Genomic DNA, 19,646 nt, shown 5'->3' with positions numbered 1-19,646 from the left:
CGGCCTCCACTTCGCTTGAAAATGCTCTCACTGGTCGATCGCTCCATTCCGCGCTAAACGAAACCATGGAGACAAGCGATCAAGCCACGAGTGTCGAAAACCCGTGCCAGGCCTGCGGCGCCTGCTGTTCCTATTCGTCGAATTGGCCGCGGTTCACCGTCGAGGACGACGCCGCGCTCGATTCCATTCCGGAAAAATTCGTCAACGAAAAGCTGTCGGGAATGCGCTGCGACGGCGAGCGGTGTTCGGCGCTGTCAGGCAAAGTCGGCGTGGCGACCTCGTGTACGATTTATGCAGCGCGGCCCGAAGTCTGCCGGACCTGCATGCCCGGCGATGTCGAATGCGCGATGGCGCGGAGAAAGCACGGCCTGCCGGTGCTGGTTTAATTCTCTCGCGTCGTCCCTGCCAAAGCAGGATCCAGACGCCGCGGACCCGTTGGCTTGCCCGGGACGACGGCTATGGGATTTACGCCGTTACGGCTTCGGCGAACTCTTCGTCAAGCTCGTCGTCAAGCGGCGCGAACGTGCTGAGCGGCTTGGTCGAGAGCGTGATCGGCTTGCGGTGGCCGTAAGCCGATGACGGCGCGTCGTGCGCGGCCGGTTCGCGGGACAGCGCGTAAAGCGTAGTGCCGACGCGACCGCCCAACTGTGTCAGTTCGTGTTCGCTGCAGCTTGCGGCGATCGAGAGCGCCAGCGAGTGCAGATGGCTTCGGCGATAGCAGAACAGCGCCAGCATGGCTCGGACATCGGAAGCGACGCTCTCCACCAGCCGGGACAGGCCATTTCCGTTGGCGCGATACATTTCGCCAAGCAACTCATCCCGCACCGGGCAGAAATCGTTCTCGAAGGCTTCACGGCTTGAAAACATTTGCAATCTCCCGGTCCGCAAGATGCAACGCAACTGTCTAACGAAAGGTTAACCACGGCACTCGGTGGTCGCACGGGGTGCTTGATGGATGCGCGCGAATCGGAACGGCCCTGTGGATGATTTAGTTTTGCGCGACTATCGAGCTTCAGTGCTTCCGCCCCGTGACATTGGACACCGCGCTTCGCAGGGTATGAGGACATGGCCGGAAGAGTGAAGTAAGACTGATCGCGACACGGCGACGTTCCTCACATGAAACCGGCAATGCGCTTTGCGATTTCCGATCTGCGGCAGCGCCCCGAGTTCTTCGACACGGTTGCCGACCGGATCTGGCAGGCCTGGTGGAAGGCGGATGGCCATCCGCTCGACTATATTTCCAGCCGGTTGCGCGAAAACATGAGCGCGATGACCGTCCCTTTCGCGCTGGTCGCGCATGATGACGGAGCATTTCTTGGGACGGCGTCGGTGATCGCATCCGATCTTGTGGAGCGCCCGCAATTTACGCCATGGGTCGCGGCGGTTTGGGTCGAGCCGCAGGCGCGTCAGCGCGGCATTGGCGCCGCGTTGGTCGACCGTGCAACGCGCGATTGCTTCGCGCTGGGCTTTAGCCGGGCCTATCTCTGCGCGCGGCCGCAGCGTACGCCGTACTACGAAAGACTGGGCTGGACCTCGATCGAACGCAATGTCGGACAACACCGCCTGAGCGTGTTGATCCAAGACGCAAGTCCCGAAACCGGCAATATCAGCCGTTCGCCGCCATGAAGATCGCCAGGCCGAAGCCGGTGAGATGGTGCAGCGCCTGATCGACCCCGATCAGCGTCCAGAACCATGGGTGCTTGTGCTCCTGCGTCACGTTAAAGGTCGACGCGCAAAATCCCTTGGCGCGGTCAACCGTAATGTGAATGACGAAATCGATCACGGCGACGAACCAGAACTTCGGCGCGACAAGCAGGATCAGCGTCATTGCCACGGCGAGATGTACCAGACAGTGGGCGAGCAGGGGCAGCGCCCAGCCGGTCTTTTGGTCCTTGCCGATCGCCATCCAGGAACTTTGCAGGACAAAATCGGCAATGATGTGCTTGACGGTGAGAAGCAGCATCCATCCCACCAGCGCACCAACGGGAACCGACGACGACATGGCTGGAAACGACAAAGCTGACGTCCTCGCTAGGACTGACTCGGAATGGTGCGGGTAGACTGGAGGCGTTCAGCGCTACTTCTTCTCAAACCCGGACAATCCGACCGGTATTGCTTATTTATGACACCTCCGGCGCCGGAATGCACCTATGGGTAGTCCGAAAAACACATGGTGTGACTTAACTGCGATATCTCCTGCGATATCGGCGTCCAACCCGGTAAGGTTACCGAAAAGGCCCAATTTGCAATTGGTCCCGGGCCGGATATCATCCTTAAGCTGCAAAGTATCTTTCTTAGCCATTTACGATCTCGTTTAGCCGCACCGCTGAGCCGGATGGCGGCGAAGCGCCCCGGGGGCGGTTGTGAGCATGAGCGCTGAGGTCCCGACGCCGAATGTGGAAAAGCAGCCAGCGCGGCCGCGGGTAAGCAACCGCAGGCAGATGCTGCTGTTTGCCGCACTGACATTGATCCTGACCATCGTAACCGTTTGGGGCGGCCGGATCTGGCTGAGGAACTCCGAAACGTTGATCTTCGCGGTAGGCGACGCCAACAGCGTCGAAGCCCGCTTTGCCAGCAAGCTCGCCGCGGTGCTCAAGAACAGCAGCTCAAAGCTGCGCCTCAAGATCGTGCCCAACGCCGATAGCGCCAAGGCGCTCGCACAGTTCGATCGCAGGCAGGCTGATCTCGCGGTGCTGCGCACCGACGCCAAGGTACCGCCGCGCGCGCGTGCGCTTGCGATACTGGAGCACGACGTATTGCTGCTGATCAGCCCTGGCGGCAAAAAGATCAAGTCGCTCGCGGAGCTGAAGAAAAAGAAGATTGCGGTACTGGCTGACAGCGACAATAACGCCGCCTTCGTCCGCGGTATCCTGGAAATTCCCGATGGCTCCGACGCGGCTTCGCGGATCCAGCTGGCGCCGCCGTATTCGACGTTCGACCAGCTGTTCACGTCAGGCGGCTATGGCGCGGTCATCGCAATTGCGCATGCCTCGAAGATCGTGAAGGACAAGAGCTATGAACAACATGCCAAACGTGGCGCTTTCACCCTGAACGCGATCGACCAGTCGAAGGCGCTGGCAAGACGAAATCCGGGGATTTCCGAAGAGACGCTGGACACGGGCATGCTGTCCTCCGCGCCCGCGATTCCCGATGACGATCTCGCCACCATCGGGCTGCGGTGGCTGCTGGTCGCGCAGTCCAAAATGTCGCCCTCAACCGCAGGAGATCTCGCGCGCACGATCTACGAAAACAAGGCCGAACTCGCGCTGGAGAATGGATTTGCCTCTAGGATCGAACCGGCGGACACCGAGAAGGATGCCTTCATCGTCGCGCACCAGGGCGCCGCCGAATATATCAACGACGATACCAAATCGTTCGTGGACCGCTACAGCGACCTTGCATATGTGGGCGTGGCAGCGCTCAGCATCATCGGTTCGATATTTGCCGCGCTCTACACCAAGGTGACCCGGGTTGCGCCGGAGAAGGCCAGCGAGCTGGCAACCGCCATTCTCGACATCGGCGAGCGGATGGAACATGCAACTTCGATGGATGCGCTGGATGCGCTGCAGGACGAACTCGAAACCATCCTGCGGCGCGTGGTGATTGGATTGCGCGACGGTACGATCTCAACCGACGGGCTGGAAACCTTCAAGCTCGGATACGAATTCGTGCGTGACGAGCTCGGCATGCGGCGCGAGAGCCTGAAGCGGCACGCCGGCCACGACGACAACGTGGTGATCGTCAAGACCGCGCAAAGCGCGTAATATCAATCCACGGCTACCCATGTCATCCGCAAGGTCCTGGTGCGGCAGTTGGCCGTCCTCAACTACGTCAATCCGTTCTGACGGCAACCGACGCCGAGGGCAGGACGCGAAACGACGTCTTCTCGGTAATCGAACATCAACCCGCAGCGGCACTTGCGCCGGCGCTAAGCGCCCGCGCCCTGATCTCCGCGATGGTGCGCTTCAGGGCCGCCTGCCGCGGGTCGAGCATCGCCGCGGCGCGCGCCCCTGCGATCGCGCCGGCAAGGTCCGACAAGGGCAGCACACCGTCGAAGGTCGGCTTGGCGAGGCCATCGATGATTGCGTGCCAGTCGGCAAGACCCTGGCGATAAACGTCGCCATAACCCTGCACCATGGTCGCGGTCTGTACGATGGCGGGCGTGGCCTTCGGCTGCTTGGCGAGGCTCCGGCTGATCATGTGTAGCCAGCGTTCGACCCAGGCCCGCTCCTTGACGTAGCGCACCGAGAATCGACGCCATCGCCGCAACGACGCCTCCATCTTCAACCGGCGAATTCCCCACCAGCTTCTTGCGCTGAAGCGGATCGAGACCCGTTTGTGCGTCCAACCCATCCATTCAAGCATATCAAGCAGCGGCTCGGCGATAATAGCGGGCAGCGCGCCGACCAATTCATCGAGCCTGAACTTCCTGATGTCGTCTTTAATTGGAGCGCGCGGATCGCCCGCATTCATCTCGTATTCGGCAAGCTTCAATTGCGCAATCCGGATCGGATCCTCATAGCTCATGCGCACGGCCATCAGCCGCGCGATTTCACCGAACATCGCGTCATCGACGTCCGGCCGGCCGATGAACCGGCGCAACCGATACACATAAAGCCGCGCATAGCTGGCGCCCTGGTATTCCATCAGCCGATGAATGCCCTCGCTGACATCAGCCGCTGCGCCCTCGGGCAAACCGTCGGGCAGGGATGGCGGCGTGCCTTCGCCCTCTCCGATGAAGTCGGAGAGCAAATAGCGCAGCGAGGAAAGCACGCCTGACAATTTGACGCTCCGACGTACTACGCGGGCTTCGGAATGGAGGCAGGTGCCGGTGCCGCCTGCTGCGCCAGCCGCTGCTCCAGTGTTGCGATGTTCTGAAACAGCCGGGCGCTGGAAAGACGAAGAAAGTAGAAACCGAAGGCCGGATTCTGCACGTAGAGTTCCTCGACTTTGGTATAGCTGACGCTGAGGATGACGCCGGCCTTGATGCATTCCAGTGTCTGGGTTCGCATGTTCGAGGGCGACAGCATGCCGAGTTCGCCGACGATCGCGCCCACCGGCAGTTCAATGCCCGATTCGACCAGCTTGTAACGGCCGCTGACGATGTAGAGCATGTCCTCGGCCTTCTCGTCCTTGTAAAACAGCACCTCGCCGGCTTCGCATTTGCGCTCGGTCATGAACGGCTTCAACCATTCCATCGACAAATCGCTGTTGACCGATTTCCTCACGTCGCGCACCAGCTGCAACATCTGGTGCAGCCGATACGAATTGAGCACCAGCAACACCAAGTGCAGCAGCCCGGTCGGATAATGACGGGTCGGAATCGAGGTCGCGATCAGGACGATATTGGTGAGAATGCCGAAAACCCGCAAAGGGATCATCGTTCGCATTGTGGTCGTTGCAACGACGAAAATGGACGCGAACAGCATGCCTGCAGTGCCGGCGTGTTCTGCGAGATGTGAGGTATCCATCGGGGCCAACCAAGCTTTTAAGGACTGAGCAAATCGCGGAATCGGATTCGAGCCCGCCCCGTCATAATGATAGTGTCGGCGGGAGCCTTTGATATATGGGGAAAAAGCGACGTTTGTCCGGGTTTCTATCCAATCCCGGCCAAAAATTCCGCTCTCGCCGGGCTCGGCGGACGATCCCCGGATGCCGTGTAGCCCGCTCGGGGCCGCAAGGCGCTGCGGATCCGGAAATTGGACCCGCCTTCGTGGGTCCCGGCTCCGCGGAACAGCGTGAACCGGACCAATGCACCCCATCGCCGGAAGACCGCTGCACCGCGTTCGGGACACGTTGCATCAGATCCGCCCTTCCCGGCCCCGCCGATAACGCTGTTTCCCGGTGATCGTTGACGGCCTCCCCCCACCCGGGCACTTTGCCGGACCGGTCACGCGCGGAATGACCGTATCAGGTATTTTTCAGCGACCATGCGCCACCTCCCGATGTCCAAGCCGCTTGTTTCTCCCGCTCTGGCGCAATTCGTGGCCTCAACCGCCGGCCGCAACATGACCAAAGCGGCCTATGTCGCGGTTGCCTGCGGCGTTGCCAAGCGGCGCGCGCTGGAGAACAAATGATGAAGCGAGACGCTCCCAGTGCCGCCGAGACGGCGAGCCCGCCGGTGCTCGATGTCGATGGCGCCCGTGCCACCATCCGCCTGAACCGGCCGAAGCATTTGAACCGGCTGCAGCCCGACGATCTCGATGCGCTGTTAGAACTGTTCGACCGGATCGAGGCCGATTCCGCAATTCGGGTTCTGGTGCTGACCGGCACCGGCCGTGCCTTCAGTGCCGGATACGATCTTGGCTCGATCGCCGAACGCGCTGATAACGCGGAGGAGCAGACCGCCGGATCGGCGTTCGAGATCGTCGTGAACCGGCTTGAAGACCTCGCGGTACCGACGATCTGCCGGCTCAACGGCGGCGTCTATGGCGGCTCGACAGATCTGGCGTTGGCCTGCGATTTCCGTATCGGCGTCGACGCTTGCGAGATGTTCATGCCGGCGGCGCGGCTCGGGCTGCATTACTATAAGAGCGGCATCAAGCGCTACGTGTCGCGGCTCGGGGTCGACAACGCCAAGAAACTGTTCCTGACCGCGGAGAAGATCGGCGCTGCGGAAATGCTGCGGATCGGTTATCTCACCGCGATGGTGCCGGCCGAGGCGCTTGATGAAGAAGTCGATCGATTGGCGACCGCTCTCGCCGGCAACGCGCCGGTCGCGATGCGCGGCATGAAGCGCGCCATCAACGAATTCGCCCGCGGCACGATGGATGAAGAGGCTGCCGACCGCCGCCATCGCGACAGCATGCGCAGCGCCGAGATCAAGGAAGGCATCAAGGCGTTCGCGGAGAAACGTCCACCGAAGTTCGGCGCATGATTCCGCCGCGATGTTGGTAGATCGGTCTAGCTTAGCTATTGAGCTAGATCAACCCGCTGCCTCGCCAGAGCGTCTTATTGTTTTTGCAACAGGAGGGCTTCATGACATTCAAAGATATCCTCGTTGCGCTGAACAGCTATCCGGATCCGACGCCGGTATCGGTGGTCGATGATGCGGTCTCAATCGCGGCCGTGCTCGGCGCTCATATCGCCGCGCTTTCATGCGAGACCCGCGTCCAGGTGCCCGGGCATTTTATTTCGACTTCGGCTGTCGATGCCATGCTCGCGGGGGAAGCCGCCAAAAGCCGGAACAACGCGCGCGAGCTCCTTGCTGCGTTCGACGCAGCGGCAGAAAAATCTGGTGTTCTTCACGAGACGATCCTCGAGAAATGCCTCACGCTGGAGGTCCCGGATATCGTGGTTGAATATGCGCGGCTCCGCGATCTTACGATCCTCTCGGTGCGGGCGGCATACGATCGGTGGTACGCCGAGGCGCTCATATTCGGATCGGGAAGGCCTACCCTCATCCTGCCCGAAGAGCCGCGACCCCGTCCGTTCAAACTGGGGACGGTTGCGGTGGCGTGGGATTTCAGCACCTGTGCCGCCCGCGCGGTATCCGCTGCCTTGCCTATTCTAGAACTGGCAAAAAAGGTTCGCGTCGTAACGGTTGTTAACGAGAAGGCCCTGAAAACGAAGCGCTCTGGCGGGGAGCTGGCCAAAAATCTGGCTCGGCACGGGATCGATGTCGTATTGGACGAGGTCGATGCCAAAGGCGAGGCGATCGGAGCGGTTCTCAAATCGTATACGCGCTCCCATAAAGCCGATCTGCTCGTGATGGGCGCGTATGGGCACTCCCGCCTACGCGAGTTCGTCCTTGGCGGCGCGACCCATAGCCTGCTGTCGAAACCGCCACTGCCGATCCTGTTTTCACACTAGATGACCAACGATCCTTCGACCGGAGTGTAGTGTCGTTACGGCGCAGACACCTGTTTTCGAGGCCGCTTCCCTCCGACGCGTTTGAACGCTATCTGAGGTCGGGCGTTCGCGATGAGCCGCTTTCCGCCGTCAAGCCATCGCTACTGGTCGGGTAACTATTCCTCGATGAAGGTGACGGTGTCGGCAATGCTGGCACGCGAGGTCCGGTAGCTGTTGACCTTGTGGGCGTGATCCGCAAATCCGAATGAAATTCCGCAGACCACGCGGCGATCGTCGCCGAGATTGAAGTGACGGCGGATCAAACCGGAATGGCGCGCGAGCGCCGCCTGCGGAATCGTGCCGAGTCCGAGCGCCTGCGCCGCCAGCATGAAATTCCCGACATAGCCGCCGCAATCGATCGCGCCGTAGACGCCGAGCGCCTCGTCGGTATGAATAATGGCGACATGCGGCGCGCCAAAGAAATTATAATTCTCCAGCGCCTGTTTTGCGTAGGCCGCCTTATCGCCGCGCGCGATGCCGAGCGTGTTGTAAAGCTGGAAGCCGCTCTCGCGGCGGCGTTGGAGATAGACTCCCAGATATTCGCGCGGCGGCGGGAAATCATGGCCGTCTTCGGCACCCGAAGCGGCTTCACCGTAGATCAATTTGCGGAAACGCTCCTTGGCTTCGCCGCTCGCGATCACCACTTGCCACGGTTGGCTGTTGCACCATGACGCCGTGCGTTGCGCCACCTTGAGCACATGCTCGACGGTCTCGCGCGGTACCGGCTGCGGCAGGAACGCGCGGACGGAATAGCGTTCATCCAGCAGCTCTTCGAGCATGCCAATGCGCTCTTCGACGCTATGCCGGCTGACCGGCGCGCCCACGTTGGCGTCCGCCATAATCATCGCCCCTTGGTCGGGATCTTGTTGAACGGCACATCCTTGTCGACGCGAATGTCGCCGGGCAGACCCAGCACGCGTTCGGCGATGATGTTGCGGAGGATTTCATCGGTGCCGCCGGCGATGCGCATCGACGGTGAGGTCAGCAGCATCTGCTGGAACTGTCCGCCGGCCTCTTCTTCCGCAGCACCGGTGAGGACGCCGGCCGCGCCTTCAAGATCCATCGCATACATCGCAATGTCCTGCAGCATCGAACCTGCGACCAGCTTGCCGATCGAATTTTCCGGTCCGGGACGCTTGCTCTTCGACAAGGCCGAGATCGCGCGGTAGCTGGCATATTTCAGCCCGCTCGCCTTCACCGCCCAATTGGCGAGTTTCGAGCGCGTCGCGCGATCGTCTATGGCGAGCCCGCGGTCGGTCATCAGATTGGAGCAAAATTCGAACATCTCGGGAAAGCCGGTCGCAAGACGTGCGCCGATCGACATCCGCTCGTTCATCAGCGTGGTCAGCGACACATTCCAGCCGTCGCCGACCGCGCCGAGACGCTGGCTGTCGGGAATAACGACATCGGTAAAGTAGACCTCATTGAACTCCTGCATGCTATTGGCCTGCTTGATCGGCCTCACTTCGACGCCCGGGCTCTTCATGTCGAGAAAGAACATCGTCAGTCCCTTGTGCTTTGGCACATTAGGATCGGTCCGCGCGATCAAGAGGCCGTAATCGGAATAATGCGCGCCCGAGGTCCAAATCTTCTGGCCGTTGATGACCCAGTTCTCGCCTTTCTTCTCCGCGCGCGTTCGCAATCCGGCGACGTCCGATCCGCCAGCCGGCTCCGAGAACAATTGGCACCAGATTTGTTCGCCGGAAGCGAGCTTCGGCAGGTAGCGGCGTTTGTGTTCCTCGGTGCCATAGGCCATCACGGTCGGCCCGCACATGCCCTCGCCAATCTGGAACGGCTGCGTCAGTTTGCCGTAAACGCCTTCTTCTTGTTGCCAGATCACACGCTCGATCGGCGCGGCACCGCGCCCGCCATATTCCTTCGGCCAGTGCAGGCAGGCCCAGCCGGCTTCGGCCTTCTTCTTCTGCCAGGCCTTGCCGACGTCCACGATTTCTTCTTTCTGCAGTCTGATACGACCGAGCGATGACTTGGATAGCTCCGCCTCGAATTGCTTCGGCGCATTGGCGTCGATCCAGTTGCGCGCTTCAGCGCGGAAAGCGGCTTCCTGCGGGGTGTCATCGAAATTCATCACGAACCTCTCAAGTCTGAAATCTTGCGGTGTCTCCTCCTCATGGTGAGGAGGCGCCCTTTTGCGCCGTCTCGAACCATGAGTTTTTGCACCATCCTTCGAGACGCCACGCTTCGCGCGGCTCCTCAGGATGAGGCATCTTCAGCCACGTCCTTTGGTCGGTATCTTGTTGAACGGCACGTCCTTGTCGACCCGGATGTCGCCGGGCAGACCGAGCACGCGCTCGGCGATGATGTTGCGCATGATCTCGTCGGTGCCGCCTTCGACGCGGGTGCCGGGCGCGCGCAGCAGCATCGCCTGGAATTTTCCCGCGGCCTCCGCATCCTCAGGCCCGCTCAGCACGCCGGCCCCGCCCTGCAAGTCCATCGCGTAGGCCGCGACATCCTGGATCATCGATCCCGCGACCAGCTTGCCGATCGAATTCTCCGGTCCCGGACGTTCGCCTTTCGATAGCGCCGAGATCGCGCGCATGCTGGTGTATTTCAGCCCGCTCGCCTTCACCGCCCAACTGGCAAGCCTGGAGCGGACATTACGATCATCGATCGCCGGGCCATCTTCCAGCATCAGATTGCTGCAGAACTCGAACAACTCCGGGAAACCGGTTGCGACGCCCGCGCCGATCGACATACGCTCGTTCATCAGCGTGGTCAGCGACACGTTCCAGCCGTCATTGACTTCGCCCAGCCGCTGCGAGTCCGGGATTTTCACATCGGTGAAATACACTTCATTGAAGTCGGACTGGCCATTGGCCTGTTTGATCGGCTTGATCTCGACCCCCGGGCTCTTCATGTCCAGGAAGAACATGGTGAGGCCCTCGTGCTTCGGGACATTGGGATCGGTACGGGTCAGCAGGATGCCGTAGTCTGAATAATGCGCGCCGGAGGTCCAGACCTTCTGGCCGTTGATGATCCAGTCGTCGCCTGTCCTTTCCGCGCGCGTGCGCAGGCCCGCGACATCGGATCCGCCGGCGGGCTCGGAAAACAGCTGGCACCAGATCTTTTCGCCTGATGCGAGCGGCGGCAGGTACTTTCGCTTCTGATCTTCACCGGCAAAGGCCATCATGGTCGGCCCGCACATGCCGTGACCGATGATGAACATTCCGCTGAGCCTGCCGAAGGGGCCTTCTTCCTGCTGCCAGATCACGCGCTCGATCGGGGTTGCGCCGCGCCCGCCATATTCCTTTGGCCAGTGCAGGCAGGCCCAGCCGGCATCCGCCTTTTTCTTCTGCCAGGCTTTTGCCACTTCGAGGATGTTGGCGCCCTTGAGCTGAGTGCGGCCGAGCGAGGATTTGCGCAACTCCTCCTCATACTGCCTGGGCGCGTTGGCCGTGATCCAGGCCTTTGCCTCGGCCCGGAACGCGGCTTCCTGCGGGGTGTCGTCGAAGTTCATCTGTGTCGTCCCTAGAATTCTGTTGTCGTCCCCGCGAACGCGGGGACCCATAGCCACCGGCGCCTAACATTGTTCCGGAGTTTGGCAGCATCTTCTCATCGAGACTTCCCGGAGTATGGGTCCCCGCTTTCGCGGGGACGACACCTCTTGTTGTTTACGCCGCGTTCTTCTTGCGCATCCGGTCGATCAGTGCGTCTTCCCAATAAGAGAGACTGCCGAGCGACAGCGCGGTCGCATTGGCGCGGCGGTAATAAAGGTGGCAATCGAACTCCCAGGTGAAGCCCATGCCGCCATGCACCTGGATGTTGTTCTTGGCGCAATGCTGGAACGCCTGCGTCGCGCTGATCCGCGCGGCGGCGGCGGCCTCCGGCAGTTCCGACGCGTTGGTCGAGAGCGCCCAGGCTCCATAGTAACAATTCGAACGCGCCAGCGTCGCCGCGACGTACATGTCGGCGAGCATATGCTTCACCGCCTGGAACGAGCCGATCGGCCGGCCGAACGCGATGCGGTCGAGCGCGTAGTCACGGCCCATTTCGAGCGCGCGATCGGCGCCGCCGACCTGCTCGAACGCTATCAGCACCGCGGCGCGGTCAAGCAGCTGGGAAAGGGTGCTCCAGCCCTCCCCGGCGGCACCGAGCGGCTCAGCCTTGCAATTCCTGAAGGCAAGTTCGGCCTGGCCGCGCGAGGGGTCGACACTGGTCAAAGTCCTGGCCTCGACGTCCCCGGCTTTCATGTCCACCAGAAACAGCGAGACGTCGCTGTCGCGGCCGGTCGAGCCGGTGCGTGCGGCGACAATGGCGAAATCGGCAATGGCGCCGTCGGGCACCGGCTTCTTCACGCCGTTGAGGCTACCGCCGGTTGCCGAGAGCTTGATCCCTTCCGGCGAAGGATTGCCCTTGCCTTCGAACAGCGCCAGCGTGCCGATCGCATCGCCCGACGCAATCAGGGGCAGCCATTTCTGCTTTTGCGCATCGCTGCCGGCGAGCAGGATGGCTTCCGCCGCGAGATAGACCGTTGACGAAAACGGCACCGGTGCGAGCGCACGGCCCATTTCTTCCGCGATCACGCAGAGTTCGAGATGGCCGGCACCGGCGCCGCCGAATTCTTCCGGGATCGCGACGCCGAGAAAGCCCATGTCGGCGAGCCCCTTCCACAATTCGCGATCGTAGGGCTCCTTGCCGTCGAGCACCACGCGCACCGCTTTCGGCGGACATTTTTCGGCGAGAAATTTTCGGGCCTCGTCGCGGAGCTGTTTTTGTTCGTCGGAAAAATCGAAATTCATGGCGCTGCTCTGTTGTGTGTGAGGTGTATCTTTTTAGTAGGTCGTCCCCGCGAACGCGGGGACCCATAACCACCGGCGTTTGTGTTTTATCCGAAATTGGCTCCGACCCGACCCTGATAGGCCTCGGCGTATGGGTCCCCGCGTTCGCGGGGACGACGATGCAGGGTTGAAGTTCATTGCAGCACAATCACATCCTCTCCGGGCGGATCGGCATAGAGCCGCTCCACCAGCGTGGCGCGGCGCTCGAGCCCGGCGCGTTGATTGATGTAACCTTTATCCGTGAGTTCATTGCCGTCGATCGAGGCCGGATCGACCATCAGCATTGCCCGCGCGATCCGCATGCTGCTGGCACCCTTGGTCGATTTGTTATGCGCTTCCAGCCCGCGCTTGAGGCATGCAATCACATCACGGTGTTTGACGACGTCCTCATAGCTCGCGTCGGGATCGCCGACGATCTGCCGGCAGGCGTGGAGATTGGGCCATGCCAACAGTCCCACGAACGGGCGGTCCTGTCCGGTCACCAGCGCGTCCTGTATCACCGGCGTCGCGGCGGCGATGGCATCGGTGCGCAACGATCCGACATGAACGAAGGTGCCGGTCGTCAGCTTGAAATCCTCCACCACACGGCCTGCAAAGATGATGCCCTGCAGCGGGTCTTCGGGATCGACGAACACGCCGGCGTCGCCGATGCAATAAAAGCCTTCCTCGTCGAACGCGGCCTTGGTGAGATCGGGACGGCCGAAATAGCCCGGCGTGACGTTGACGCCGCGCAGGCGCAATTCATATTTCGATCCGACCGGGACCATCTTCAGTTCGACGCCGGGAAATGGCAGTCCGATCAGCCCGACACGCTCGGTGTTCCAATAGGTCCCCGTCGACGTCGGCGCGGTCTCGGTCGAGCCCCAGCCGGTGTAGAATACGATGCGCTCGCCGGTGGCGCGCACCGCGAGCGCCTGCATCCGCTCATAGAGATCGTCCGGCAGACGCGCACCGCCATAGGCCATCAAACCCAGATTCCTGAAGAAGCTCCGGCACAGCGCATCGTCCTTCTCCATGGCAGCGGCAAGCGCGGCGTAGCCCGCGGGCACGTTGGCGTAATAGGTCGGCGATATCTCGTGCAGGTTACGCAGCGTCTCGTCGATCTGGCCTGGCATCGGGCGGCCGTCGTCGATGTAGAGCGTGCCGCCTTCGGTCAGCACCGGATTGAACAGCGCATTGCCGCCCATGGTGTGATTCCACGGCATCCAGTCGAGATACGTGGCCTGAGGCCCATTTGGATCGCGCGGCCGACACTGCATCATCATCGCGGCATTGGCGCACATCATCTCTTGGGTGTTGATGACAGCCTTGGGCATCCCGGTCGAGCCGGAGGTGAACAGCAGCTTGCCGACCGTATCGGGCGTGATGTTGGCGATCGATTCTTCGACGTCTTTTGCTATCGGCGTCGCCGCCAGTTCGGCGAACGCGATGCTTTTGATGCCCTCGCAGGGACGCGCGACGTGAATCACAGTGACGCCGTCGAGATCGAGCACCTTCAGCGCCTTCTCGAAGGTCGGTCCGTCCTGCACCATCACCACGGCCGGCTTGATCAGGTCGAACAGGTATCTGAGCTTGAGATGATCCTGGCTCATCAGCGAATAGGCCGGCGAAACCGGGGCGGCCGGAAACCGCGCCTGCATCGCGGCCTGCGTCATCAGCGCATGCTCGATCGAATTGCCTGACAGAATCGCGACGGGTCGGCCGGGCTCGAGCCCTAGATTGAGAATGCCCTGGGTCAGCGCGTCGACCGTGCGCTTCGCCTCGCCATACGACAGCTTGCGCCATTGCCGGTCCGCGCCCGTGCGCTGCGCCAGCCAGATACAATTGGGTTTCTCCTTGGCCCATTTCACCAACGAGGCCGGGATGTGCTTCTCGTAGGATTTCAATGGAATGCGCGACTTCAACACGAGGACGCCGTCGGGCCGCCGCTCGACCGCGATGTCGCGATCGAGCCACTCGATCTTGCGAAAGGCCGGCTTGGTCAGCGCGACGGCTGCATTCCCACTCATTATTGCGTCTCCCAGAACCCTTTGTTTCGATCCTTTGCGGATCCTTGTTATCATTGCTGTCGTCCCGGCGAACGCCGGGACCCATACGCCGTGCCATCTCATTGTGGCATAGTGGCCGAGACCTTCTGAAACAATCAACGCCGCGGAGTATGGGTCCCCGCGAACGCGGGGACGACAACAACAACTACCTCGGTGCCATGCGGATCGCGCCATCAAGGCGGATGGTCTCGCCGTTGAGCATGGCATTCTCCACGATGTGCACCGCGAGATTGCCGTATTCGGAGGCATCGCCGAGCCGCGCCGGATGCGGCACCTGCGCGCCGAGGCTCTTGCGCGCTTCCTCGTTCAATCCCATCAACAGCGGCGTCAGGAACAGGCCGGGCGCGATGGTGTTGACGCGGATTTTCAAGCTCGCGAGATCGCGCGCCGCCGGCAACGTCAGGCCAACCACGCCGCCTTTGGACGCCGAATAGGCAATCTGGCCGATCTGGCCTTCATAGGCCGCGACGCTGGCGGTGTTGATGATGACGCCGCGCTCTTCTCCAACCGGCGCTTCGGTCGCCAGCCGCTCCGCGAACAGCCGCAGCACATTGAAAGTGCCGATCAGATTGACGTTGATGATGCGGACGAACTTCGCGAGCGGATAGACGCCGTCCTTGCCGACGGTGCGCTGCGATCCGCCGATGCCGGCGCAGTTCATCAGCACGCGCGCGATGCCGTGGGCGGCTTCCGCCTTGGCGATCGCAGCCTTGACCTGCTCCTCATCGGTGACGTCGGCAACGACGGCGACGCCTTTCACCTCGGCCGCGACCTTCTCGGCATTCTCCTCGCTCTGGTCGAGCACGGCGATTTTCGCGCCCTTGGCGGCCATGGCGCGCGCGGTGGCGGCGCCGAGGCCGGAACCACCGCCGGTGATGAGAACGGCAACGTCTTTCAACTGCATGGGTAAGACCTTTCCTTGGGCGTTTCTTCTAAGTGGGTGAGTGGCGAATAGGGAGTAGCGAATGGGGGCAAGAACACACAACCCTATCCATTCGCTATTCGCTACTCGCCATTCGCTTTTCTCGTCGTCAACATGCCTCCGCAAATCAGCGCTTCCATATGCCTGATGTACTGGCGGCAGACTTGTTCCGTGACCGGGCCGACGCCGGTCGCCCGCGACATCGCGTGCCTTCCGAAAAACAAATGATCGCAGGCGCCGATCAGGCTGGTGTAAAACAGCACCGGATCAATATCGCGGAACTCGCGCGACTTGACGCCTTCCGCGAGCAGCCGGCGATGGAAGTCCAGCAGCGGCGCGACAAAGAATTTCGAGACTTCGTCGGCGGCTGCCGCGCTGCTCTCGTGCAAGAGGTAGTGGATCAGGCGGTTCATGTAGGGAAACTGGTGATACGCCCGGATGATGCCCGCGATATGCAGCTTGAGTTTCGCGGTCGGCGTAATCGGCTGCGCCAAGAGATATTCAAGATGGCTCACTTCGGTCGCGGCGTCCCGCGCCAATAACGCCAGCAGCAGGCCGTCCTTGTTGCCGAAGTGATATTTCACCAGGGCGGCGTTGACGCCGGATTTCTGCGCGATATCGCTCAACGACACCTCGATCGACGAGCGCTCGATCATCAATTCGCTCGCCGCGACGAGGAGCTTTTCGGCGGTGGTATTTTTTGCAGCCTGAATGCTGTTCGATACGACGGTATTCAACTGTGATCCGATGCTTGCCCGCGAAGACGTGCGGACCGCAGCTAACCCGATGCGGCCGCCCACCTCAAGAGTTAATTGATTGATTGACTAAATCCCGCTGCGCCCCTTAAATCCGCTTCTCATTCAAAACAACAATCAGGGAAAACGCACATGGCCGAGGCTTATATCGTCGCTGCCGCACGCACCGCAGGCGGTCGCAAAGGAGGACGCCTCGTAGGCTGGCATCCGGCGGATCTCGCGGCCACGGTGCTGGATTCGCTGGTCGAACGTTCCGGCGCTGCTCCCGACCAGATCGAAGACGTGATCATGGGGTGCGTGATGCAGACCGGCGAACAGTCCAACAACATCGCCCGCAACGCCATCATGGCGTCGAAGCTTCCCGAGACCGTGCCCGGCACTTCGATCGATCGGCAATGCGGTTCGTCGCAGCAGGCGCTGCATTTCGCAGCCCAGGCCGTGATGTCCGGCAGCATGGACTGCGTCATCGCCGCCGGCGTCGAATCCATGACGCGGGTGCCGATGGGCCTCGCCTCCTCGCTGCCGGCCAAGAACGGCTTCGGTACCTACAAGAGCCCGAACATCGAGAAGCGCTATCCGAACATCGTGTTCAGCCAGTTCACCGGCGCCGAGATGATGGCGGAAAAGTACGGCCTCTCGAAGGATGAGCTCGACGAGTTTTCCTATGACAGCCACCAGCGCGCCATTGCGGCGACGCAGGCCGGCAAGTTCAAGGACGAAATCATTCCGCTGCAGATCACCCGCGCCGACGGTTCGACCGACACCCACAACATCGATGAAGGTATCCGCTTCGACGTCAGCCTCGATGGCATCAAGAGCGTCAAGCTGATCGCGGAGAACGGCAAGCTCACCGCCGCCAGCGCCAGCCAGATCTGCGACGGTGCCTCCGGCGTGATGGTGGTCAACGAAAAGGGCCTCAAGTCGCTCGGCGTGAAGCCGATGGCGCGGATCCATCACATGACCATGATGGGTGGCGATCCCGTGATCATGCTGGATGCGCCATTGCATGCGACCGAGCGCGCCCTGAAGAAGGCCGGCATGTCAATCGACGACATCGATCTGTTCGAGGTCAACGAGGCCTTTGCCTCGGTGCCGACGGCTTGGCTGAAGACGACCGGCGCGGACCCCGCAAGACTCAACGTCAATGGCGGCGCCATCGCGCTCGGCCATCCCTTGGGCGGCTCCGGCACCAAGCTGATGACCACGCTGATCAACGCGCTCAAGCAGCGCAACAAACGCTACGGCCTGCAGACCATGTGTGAAGGCGGCGGCATGGCGAATGTGACGATCGTGGAAAGGCTGTAAGAAGGAAGAGGCGAGTAGCGAGTGGCGAGTAGCGAATGGAAAGGAGCAACGTTCGTTCTTCCCTATTCGCTACTCGCCATTCGCCATTCGCGCCCAAGGAAACCCCATGACCCATCCGTCGGTGTACGCGCGCACCCAGCCGAACAAGATCGCCTATCAGATGGCGGGCAGCGGCAAGGCGATCAGCTATCGCGAGCTCGACGAATTGTCGAACCAGGGCGCGCATCTGTTTCGTTCGCTCGGCCTGAGAGCGGGCGACCACATCGCCTTTCTGATCGAAAACCGACTGGCGTTCATGGAGATATGCTGGGCGGCGCAGCGCAGCGGGCTCTATTACACCGCGATCAGCCGCTATCTCACCCAGGACGAGATCGCCTACATCGTCAAAGACTGTGGCGCGCGCGTCGTCATCACTTCTCCGAAATGCGCCGAGCAGATCAAGGAGCTGGTCACAAACGCGCCCGGCGCGCCGCTGTTCTACATGCTCGATGACCCGTTGCCCGGCTTTCGCTCGTGGGACAAGGAAGCCATCGTGCAGCCGACCACGCCGATCCCTGACGAAGTCGCCGGCTACGACATGCTGTACTCTTCGGGCACCACCGGCCGCCCGAAAGGCATCAAGCGCGAAAACGAGAAGAAACCGATCGATCTGCCAAACCCGTTTCTGAAAACTCTCTGCGCGGACATGTGCGGCATGAACTCCGACAGCATCTATCTGTCGCCGGCGCCGCTGTATCACGCCGCTCCCCTGCGCTTCAACATGATGGCGATCACGCTCGGCGGCACCTCGATCGTCATGGAATCCTTCGACGCAGAGGAATTCCTGAAACTGGTCGAGAAGCACAAGGTTAGCCAGTCGCAGCTGGTACCGACCATGTTCGTGCGCATGCTGAAGCTGCCGGACGAAGCGCGCGCGCGCTACGACGTCTCATCGCTGAAGGGCGCGATCCACGCCGCCGCGCCCTGCCCGATCGACGTCAAGGCGAAGATGATCGAGTGGTGGGGACCGATCCTGATCGAGTATTATGCCGGTTCCGAAGGCAACGGCGTCACCGTTTCGACCTCGCAGCAATGGCTGACGCATCGCGGCACTGTCGGCCGCGCCGTAGTCGGCAAGGTCAGGATACTCGACGAGAACGATCAGGAACTGCCCGCCGGACAGATCGGCACGGTGTATTTCGCCGACGCGCCGGTGTTTTCCTATCACAACGATCCCGAGAAGACGCAACGCGCCTATAACGCCAGGGGCTGGTCGACGCTCGGCGACGTCGGCTATCTCGACGACGAAGGCTTTCTCTATCTCACCGACCGCAAGTCCTACATGATCATCTCCGGCGGCGTGAACATCTATCCGCAAGAGACCGAGGATGTGCTGATCACGCACCCCGGCGTCGCCGACGTTGCGGTGTTCGGGGTGCCGAATGAGGAGATGGGCGAAGAGGTCAAGGCGGTAGTGCAGCCGCACGACATGGCGCGCGCCGGGAAGGAACTCGAAGCCGAGCTGATATTATTCTGCCGCAAGCGCCTGTCGCCGATCAAATGCCCGCGCAGCATCGACTTCGAAGCCGAACTGCCGCGTACGCCCACCGGCAAGCTGGTGAAGCGGCATTTGCGGGACAAGTACTGGCCGAAGACGGTGGTGCGGGTGTGAAGCGAATTTCTTTCGTCGTCCCGGCGAAAGCCGGGACCCATATGTGGACGGCCCCCGTGCCACAAGAGTTCTTCAGGGTCTGATCGGATCGCTTGCATCCATATGTCCGGCCTGTTGATGCGGTGTGTTTTAGACCGCTGGCCAAGATGGTTTCCGCGACGCGAGCTCCAAACAGCCTCACGACCTTTCTTCGGCCAATGGGTCCCACGGACTGTCTCGCACCTCGGATCGATCGATCCTACCATCTGCTCCCCTCTTGCAGCTCCGGCTCAACCGGTGTGGCGAACGCCGACCGGCCGATCTCTCAAGCGGCGACTG

General features: G+C 61.5%; 19 protein-coding genes. 8 read left to right on the top strand and 11 right to left on the bottom strand.

The window, feature by feature from the left end:
- Positions 1 to 65 precede the first annotated feature (65 nt).
- A complete protein-coding gene (locus N554_RS0100095; RefSeq protein WP_029581595.1) occupies positions 66 to 386 on the top strand; it encodes a YkgJ family cysteine cluster protein in 321 nt (106 codons plus the stop codon).
- A gap of 79 nt (positions 387 to 465) precedes the next feature.
- Here N554_RS0100095 and N554_RS0100090 read toward each other — a convergent pair whose 3' ends face one another.
- Entirely contained in the window at positions 466 to 867 is a 402-nt protein-coding gene (locus tag N554_RS0100090; protein ID WP_029581594.1) for a hypothetical protein, read from the bottom strand.
- Between the two features lie 249 nt (positions 868 to 1,116).
- Here N554_RS0100090 and N554_RS0100085 point away from each other — a divergent pair, with 249 nt between their 5' ends.
- Positions 1,117 to 1,626: a GNAT family N-acetyltransferase gene (locus tag N554_RS0100085; protein ID WP_245283484.1), complete on the top strand. Its 510-nt coding sequence runs from the start codon at positions 1,117 to 1,119 to the stop codon at positions 1,624 to 1,626.
- On the opposite strand, the gene N554_RS0100080 is transcribed toward N554_RS0100085, so the two are convergent.
- Positions 1,607 to 1,963 carry a DUF3307 domain-containing protein gene (locus N554_RS0100080; RefSeq protein WP_051677232.1) on the bottom strand — a complete coding sequence of 119 codons (357 nt, stop codon included), beginning with the start codon at positions 1,961 to 1,963 and terminating at the stop codon, positions 1,607 to 1,609. The two genes, N554_RS0100085 and N554_RS0100080, sit on opposite strands and share 20 nt — an antisense overlap.
- 406 nt (positions 1,964 to 2,369) lie before the next feature.
- On the opposite strand from N554_RS0100080, the gene N554_RS0100075 reads away from it, so the two are divergent.
- A complete protein-coding gene (locus N554_RS0100075) occupies positions 2,370 to 3,764 on the top strand; it encodes a TAXI family TRAP transporter solute-binding subunit (RefSeq protein WP_029581591.1) in 1,395 nt (464 codons plus the stop codon).
- Between the two features lie 136 nt (positions 3,765 to 3,900).
- Here N554_RS0100075 and N554_RS0100070 read toward each other — a convergent pair whose 3' ends face one another.
- On the bottom strand, positions 3,901 to 4,782 hold the full coding sequence (locus N554_RS0100070) for a DUF6537 domain-containing protein (RefSeq protein ID WP_029581590.1): 882 nt from the start codon (positions 4,780 to 4,782) through the stop codon (positions 3,901 to 3,903).
- Between the two features lie 17 nt (positions 4,783 to 4,799).
- Complete coding sequence (locus tag N554_RS0100065) at positions 4,800 to 5,471, bottom strand: Crp/Fnr family transcriptional regulator (RefSeq protein WP_029581589.1); 672 nt, start codon at positions 5,469 to 5,471, stop codon at positions 4,800 to 4,802.
- A 474-nt stretch (positions 5,472 to 5,945) separates the two neighbouring features.
- On the opposite strand from N554_RS0100065, the gene N554_RS42600 reads away from it, so the two are divergent.
- The 3 genes from N554_RS42600 to N554_RS0100050 all read left to right on the top strand — a co-directional run bounded on the left by N554_RS42600 (position 5,946) and on the right by N554_RS0100050 (position 7,812).
- Complete coding sequence (locus N554_RS42600) at positions 5,946 to 6,077, top strand: hypothetical protein (RefSeq protein ID WP_256378714.1); 132 nt, start codon at positions 5,946 to 5,948, stop codon at positions 6,075 to 6,077.
- Entirely contained in the window at positions 6,077 to 6,877 is an 801-nt protein-coding gene (locus N554_RS0100055) for an enoyl-CoA hydratase/isomerase family protein (RefSeq protein WP_156041704.1), read from the top strand. The genes N554_RS42600 and N554_RS0100055 overlap by 1 nt, the downstream gene beginning before the upstream one ends.
- Before the next feature lie 101 nt (positions 6,878 to 6,978).
- On the top strand, positions 6,979 to 7,812 hold the full coding sequence (locus N554_RS0100050; protein ID WP_029581587.1) for a universal stress protein: 834 nt from the start codon (positions 6,979 to 6,981) through the stop codon (positions 7,810 to 7,812).
- A 155-nt stretch (positions 7,813 to 7,967) separates the two neighbouring features.
- Here N554_RS0100050 and N554_RS0100045 read toward each other — a convergent pair whose 3' ends face one another.
- The 7 genes from N554_RS0100045 to N554_RS0100015 all read right to left on the bottom strand — a co-directional run bounded on the left by N554_RS0100045 (position 7,968) and on the right by N554_RS0100015 (position 16,354).
- Positions 7,968 to 8,690 (bottom strand): nitroreductase, encoded by a 723-nt coding sequence (locus N554_RS0100045; protein ID WP_197033382.1) that lies wholly within the window; start codon positions 8,688 to 8,690, stop codon positions 7,968 to 7,970.
- 2 nt (positions 8,691 to 8,692) lie between these two features.
- Positions 8,693 to 9,937, bottom strand: a complete 1,245-nt coding sequence (locus N554_RS0100040) for an acyl-CoA dehydrogenase (protein WP_029581585.1) — start codon at positions 9,935 to 9,937, stop codon at positions 8,693 to 8,695.
- A gap of 141 nt (positions 9,938 to 10,078) precedes the next feature.
- The gene (locus tag N554_RS0100035; RefSeq protein ID WP_029581584.1) at positions 10,079 to 11,326 is read right to left on the bottom strand and encodes an acyl-CoA dehydrogenase; all 1,248 of its coding nucleotides are present in this window, start codon (positions 11,324 to 11,326) and stop codon (positions 10,079 to 10,081) included.
- A 154-nt stretch (positions 11,327 to 11,480) separates the two neighbouring features.
- On the bottom strand, positions 11,481 to 12,608 hold the full coding sequence (locus N554_RS0100030) for an acyl-CoA dehydrogenase family protein (protein ID WP_029581583.1): 1,128 nt from the start codon (positions 12,606 to 12,608) through the stop codon (positions 11,481 to 11,483).
- A 173-nt stretch (positions 12,609 to 12,781) separates the two neighbouring features.
- Complete coding sequence (locus tag N554_RS0100025) at positions 12,782 to 14,656, bottom strand: AMP-binding protein (RefSeq protein ID WP_029581582.1); 1,875 nt, start codon at positions 14,654 to 14,656, stop codon at positions 12,782 to 12,784.
- 184 nt (positions 14,657 to 14,840) lie between these two features.
- Positions 14,841 to 15,599, bottom strand: a complete 759-nt coding sequence (locus N554_RS0100020) for an SDR family NAD(P)-dependent oxidoreductase (RefSeq protein ID WP_029581581.1) — start codon at positions 15,597 to 15,599, stop codon at positions 14,841 to 14,843.
- 101 nt (positions 15,600 to 15,700) lie between these two features.
- Complete coding sequence (locus tag N554_RS0100015; RefSeq protein ID WP_029581580.1) at positions 15,701 to 16,354, bottom strand: TetR family transcriptional regulator; 654 nt, start codon at positions 16,352 to 16,354, stop codon at positions 15,701 to 15,703.
- 150 nt (positions 16,355 to 16,504) lie between these two features.
- Between N554_RS0100015 and N554_RS0100010 the strand changes: the two genes are divergently transcribed.
- Together N554_RS0100010 and N554_RS0100005 are read left to right on the top strand one after the other, a co-directional pair.
- Positions 16,505 to 17,677, top strand: coding sequence for an acetyl-CoA C-acetyltransferase (locus N554_RS0100010; protein ID WP_029581579.1), 1,173 nt, complete (start codon positions 16,505 to 16,507; stop codon positions 17,675 to 17,677).
- A gap of 106 nt (positions 17,678 to 17,783) precedes the next feature.
- Entirely contained in the window at positions 17,784 to 19,328 is a 1,545-nt protein-coding gene (locus tag N554_RS0100005; RefSeq protein ID WP_029581578.1) for an acyl-CoA synthetase, read from the top strand.
- Positions 19,329 to 19,646 lie beyond the last annotated feature (318 nt).

This window comes from Bradyrhizobium sp. URHD0069 (assembly GCF_000701345.1).
Taxonomy (GTDB): Bacteria; Pseudomonadota; Alphaproteobacteria; order Rhizobiales; family Xanthobacteraceae; genus Bradyrhizobium.
The sequence above is the reverse complement of the archived record's forward strand: the minus strand, read 5'-3'. Positions and strand labels throughout refer to the sequence as shown.

Bases quoted from the DNA above. Each gene is read 5' to 3' on its own strand.
- N554_RS0100095 (WP_029581595.1), top strand. From the start codon at position 66: ATGGAGACAAGCGATCAAGCCACGAGTGTCGAAAACCCGTGCCAGGCC.
- N554_RS0100090 (WP_029581594.1), bottom strand. From the start codon at position 867: ATGTTTTCAAGCCGTGAAGCCTTCGAGAACGATTTCTGCCCGGTGCGG.
- N554_RS0100085 (WP_245283484.1), top strand. From the start codon at position 1,117: ATGAAACCGGCAATGCGCTTTGCGATTTCCGATCTGCGGCAGCGCCCC.
- N554_RS0100080 (WP_051677232.1), bottom strand. From the start codon at position 1,963: ATGCTGCTTCTCACCGTCAAGCACATCATTGCCGATTTTGTCCTGCAA.
- N554_RS0100075 (WP_029581591.1), top strand. From the start codon at position 2,370: ATGAGCGCTGAGGTCCCGACGCCGAATGTGGAAAAGCAGCCAGCGCGG.
- N554_RS0100065 (WP_029581589.1), bottom strand. From the start codon at position 5,471: ATGGATACCTCACATCTCGCAGAACACGCCGGCACTGCAGGCATGCTG.
- N554_RS42600 (WP_256378714.1), top strand. From the start codon at position 5,946: ATGTCCAAGCCGCTTGTTTCTCCCGCTCTGGCGCAATTCGTGGCCTCA.
- N554_RS0100055 (WP_156041704.1), top strand. From the start codon at position 6,077: ATGAAGCGAGACGCTCCCAGTGCCGCCGAGACGGCGAGCCCGCCGGTG.
- N554_RS0100050 (WP_029581587.1), top strand. From the start codon at position 6,979: ATGACATTCAAAGATATCCTCGTTGCGCTGAACAGCTATCCGGATCCG.
- N554_RS0100045 (WP_197033382.1), bottom strand. From the start codon at position 8,690: ATGGCGGACGCCAACGTGGGCGCGCCGGTCAGCCGGCATAGCGTCGAA.
- N554_RS0100040 (WP_029581585.1), bottom strand. From the start codon at position 9,937: ATGAATTTCGATGACACCCCGCAGGAAGCCGCTTTCCGCGCTGAAGCG.
- N554_RS0100035 (WP_029581584.1), bottom strand. From the start codon at position 11,326: ATGAACTTCGACGACACCCCGCAGGAAGCCGCGTTCCGGGCCGAGGCA.
- N554_RS0100030 (WP_029581583.1), bottom strand. From the start codon at position 12,608: ATGAATTTCGATTTTTCCGACGAACAAAAACAGCTCCGCGACGAGGCC.
- N554_RS0100025 (WP_029581582.1), bottom strand. From the start codon at position 14,656: ATGAGTGGGAATGCAGCCGTCGCGCTGACCAAGCCGGCCTTTCGCAAG.
- N554_RS0100020 (WP_029581581.1), bottom strand. From the start codon at position 15,599: ATGCAGTTGAAAGACGTTGCCGTTCTCATCACCGGCGGTGGTTCCGGC.
- N554_RS0100010 (WP_029581579.1), top strand. From the start codon at position 16,505: ATGGCCGAGGCTTATATCGTCGCTGCCGCACGCACCGCAGGCGGTCGC.
- N554_RS0100005 (WP_029581578.1), top strand. From the start codon at position 17,784: ATGACCCATCCGTCGGTGTACGCGCGCACCCAGCCGAACAAGATCGCC.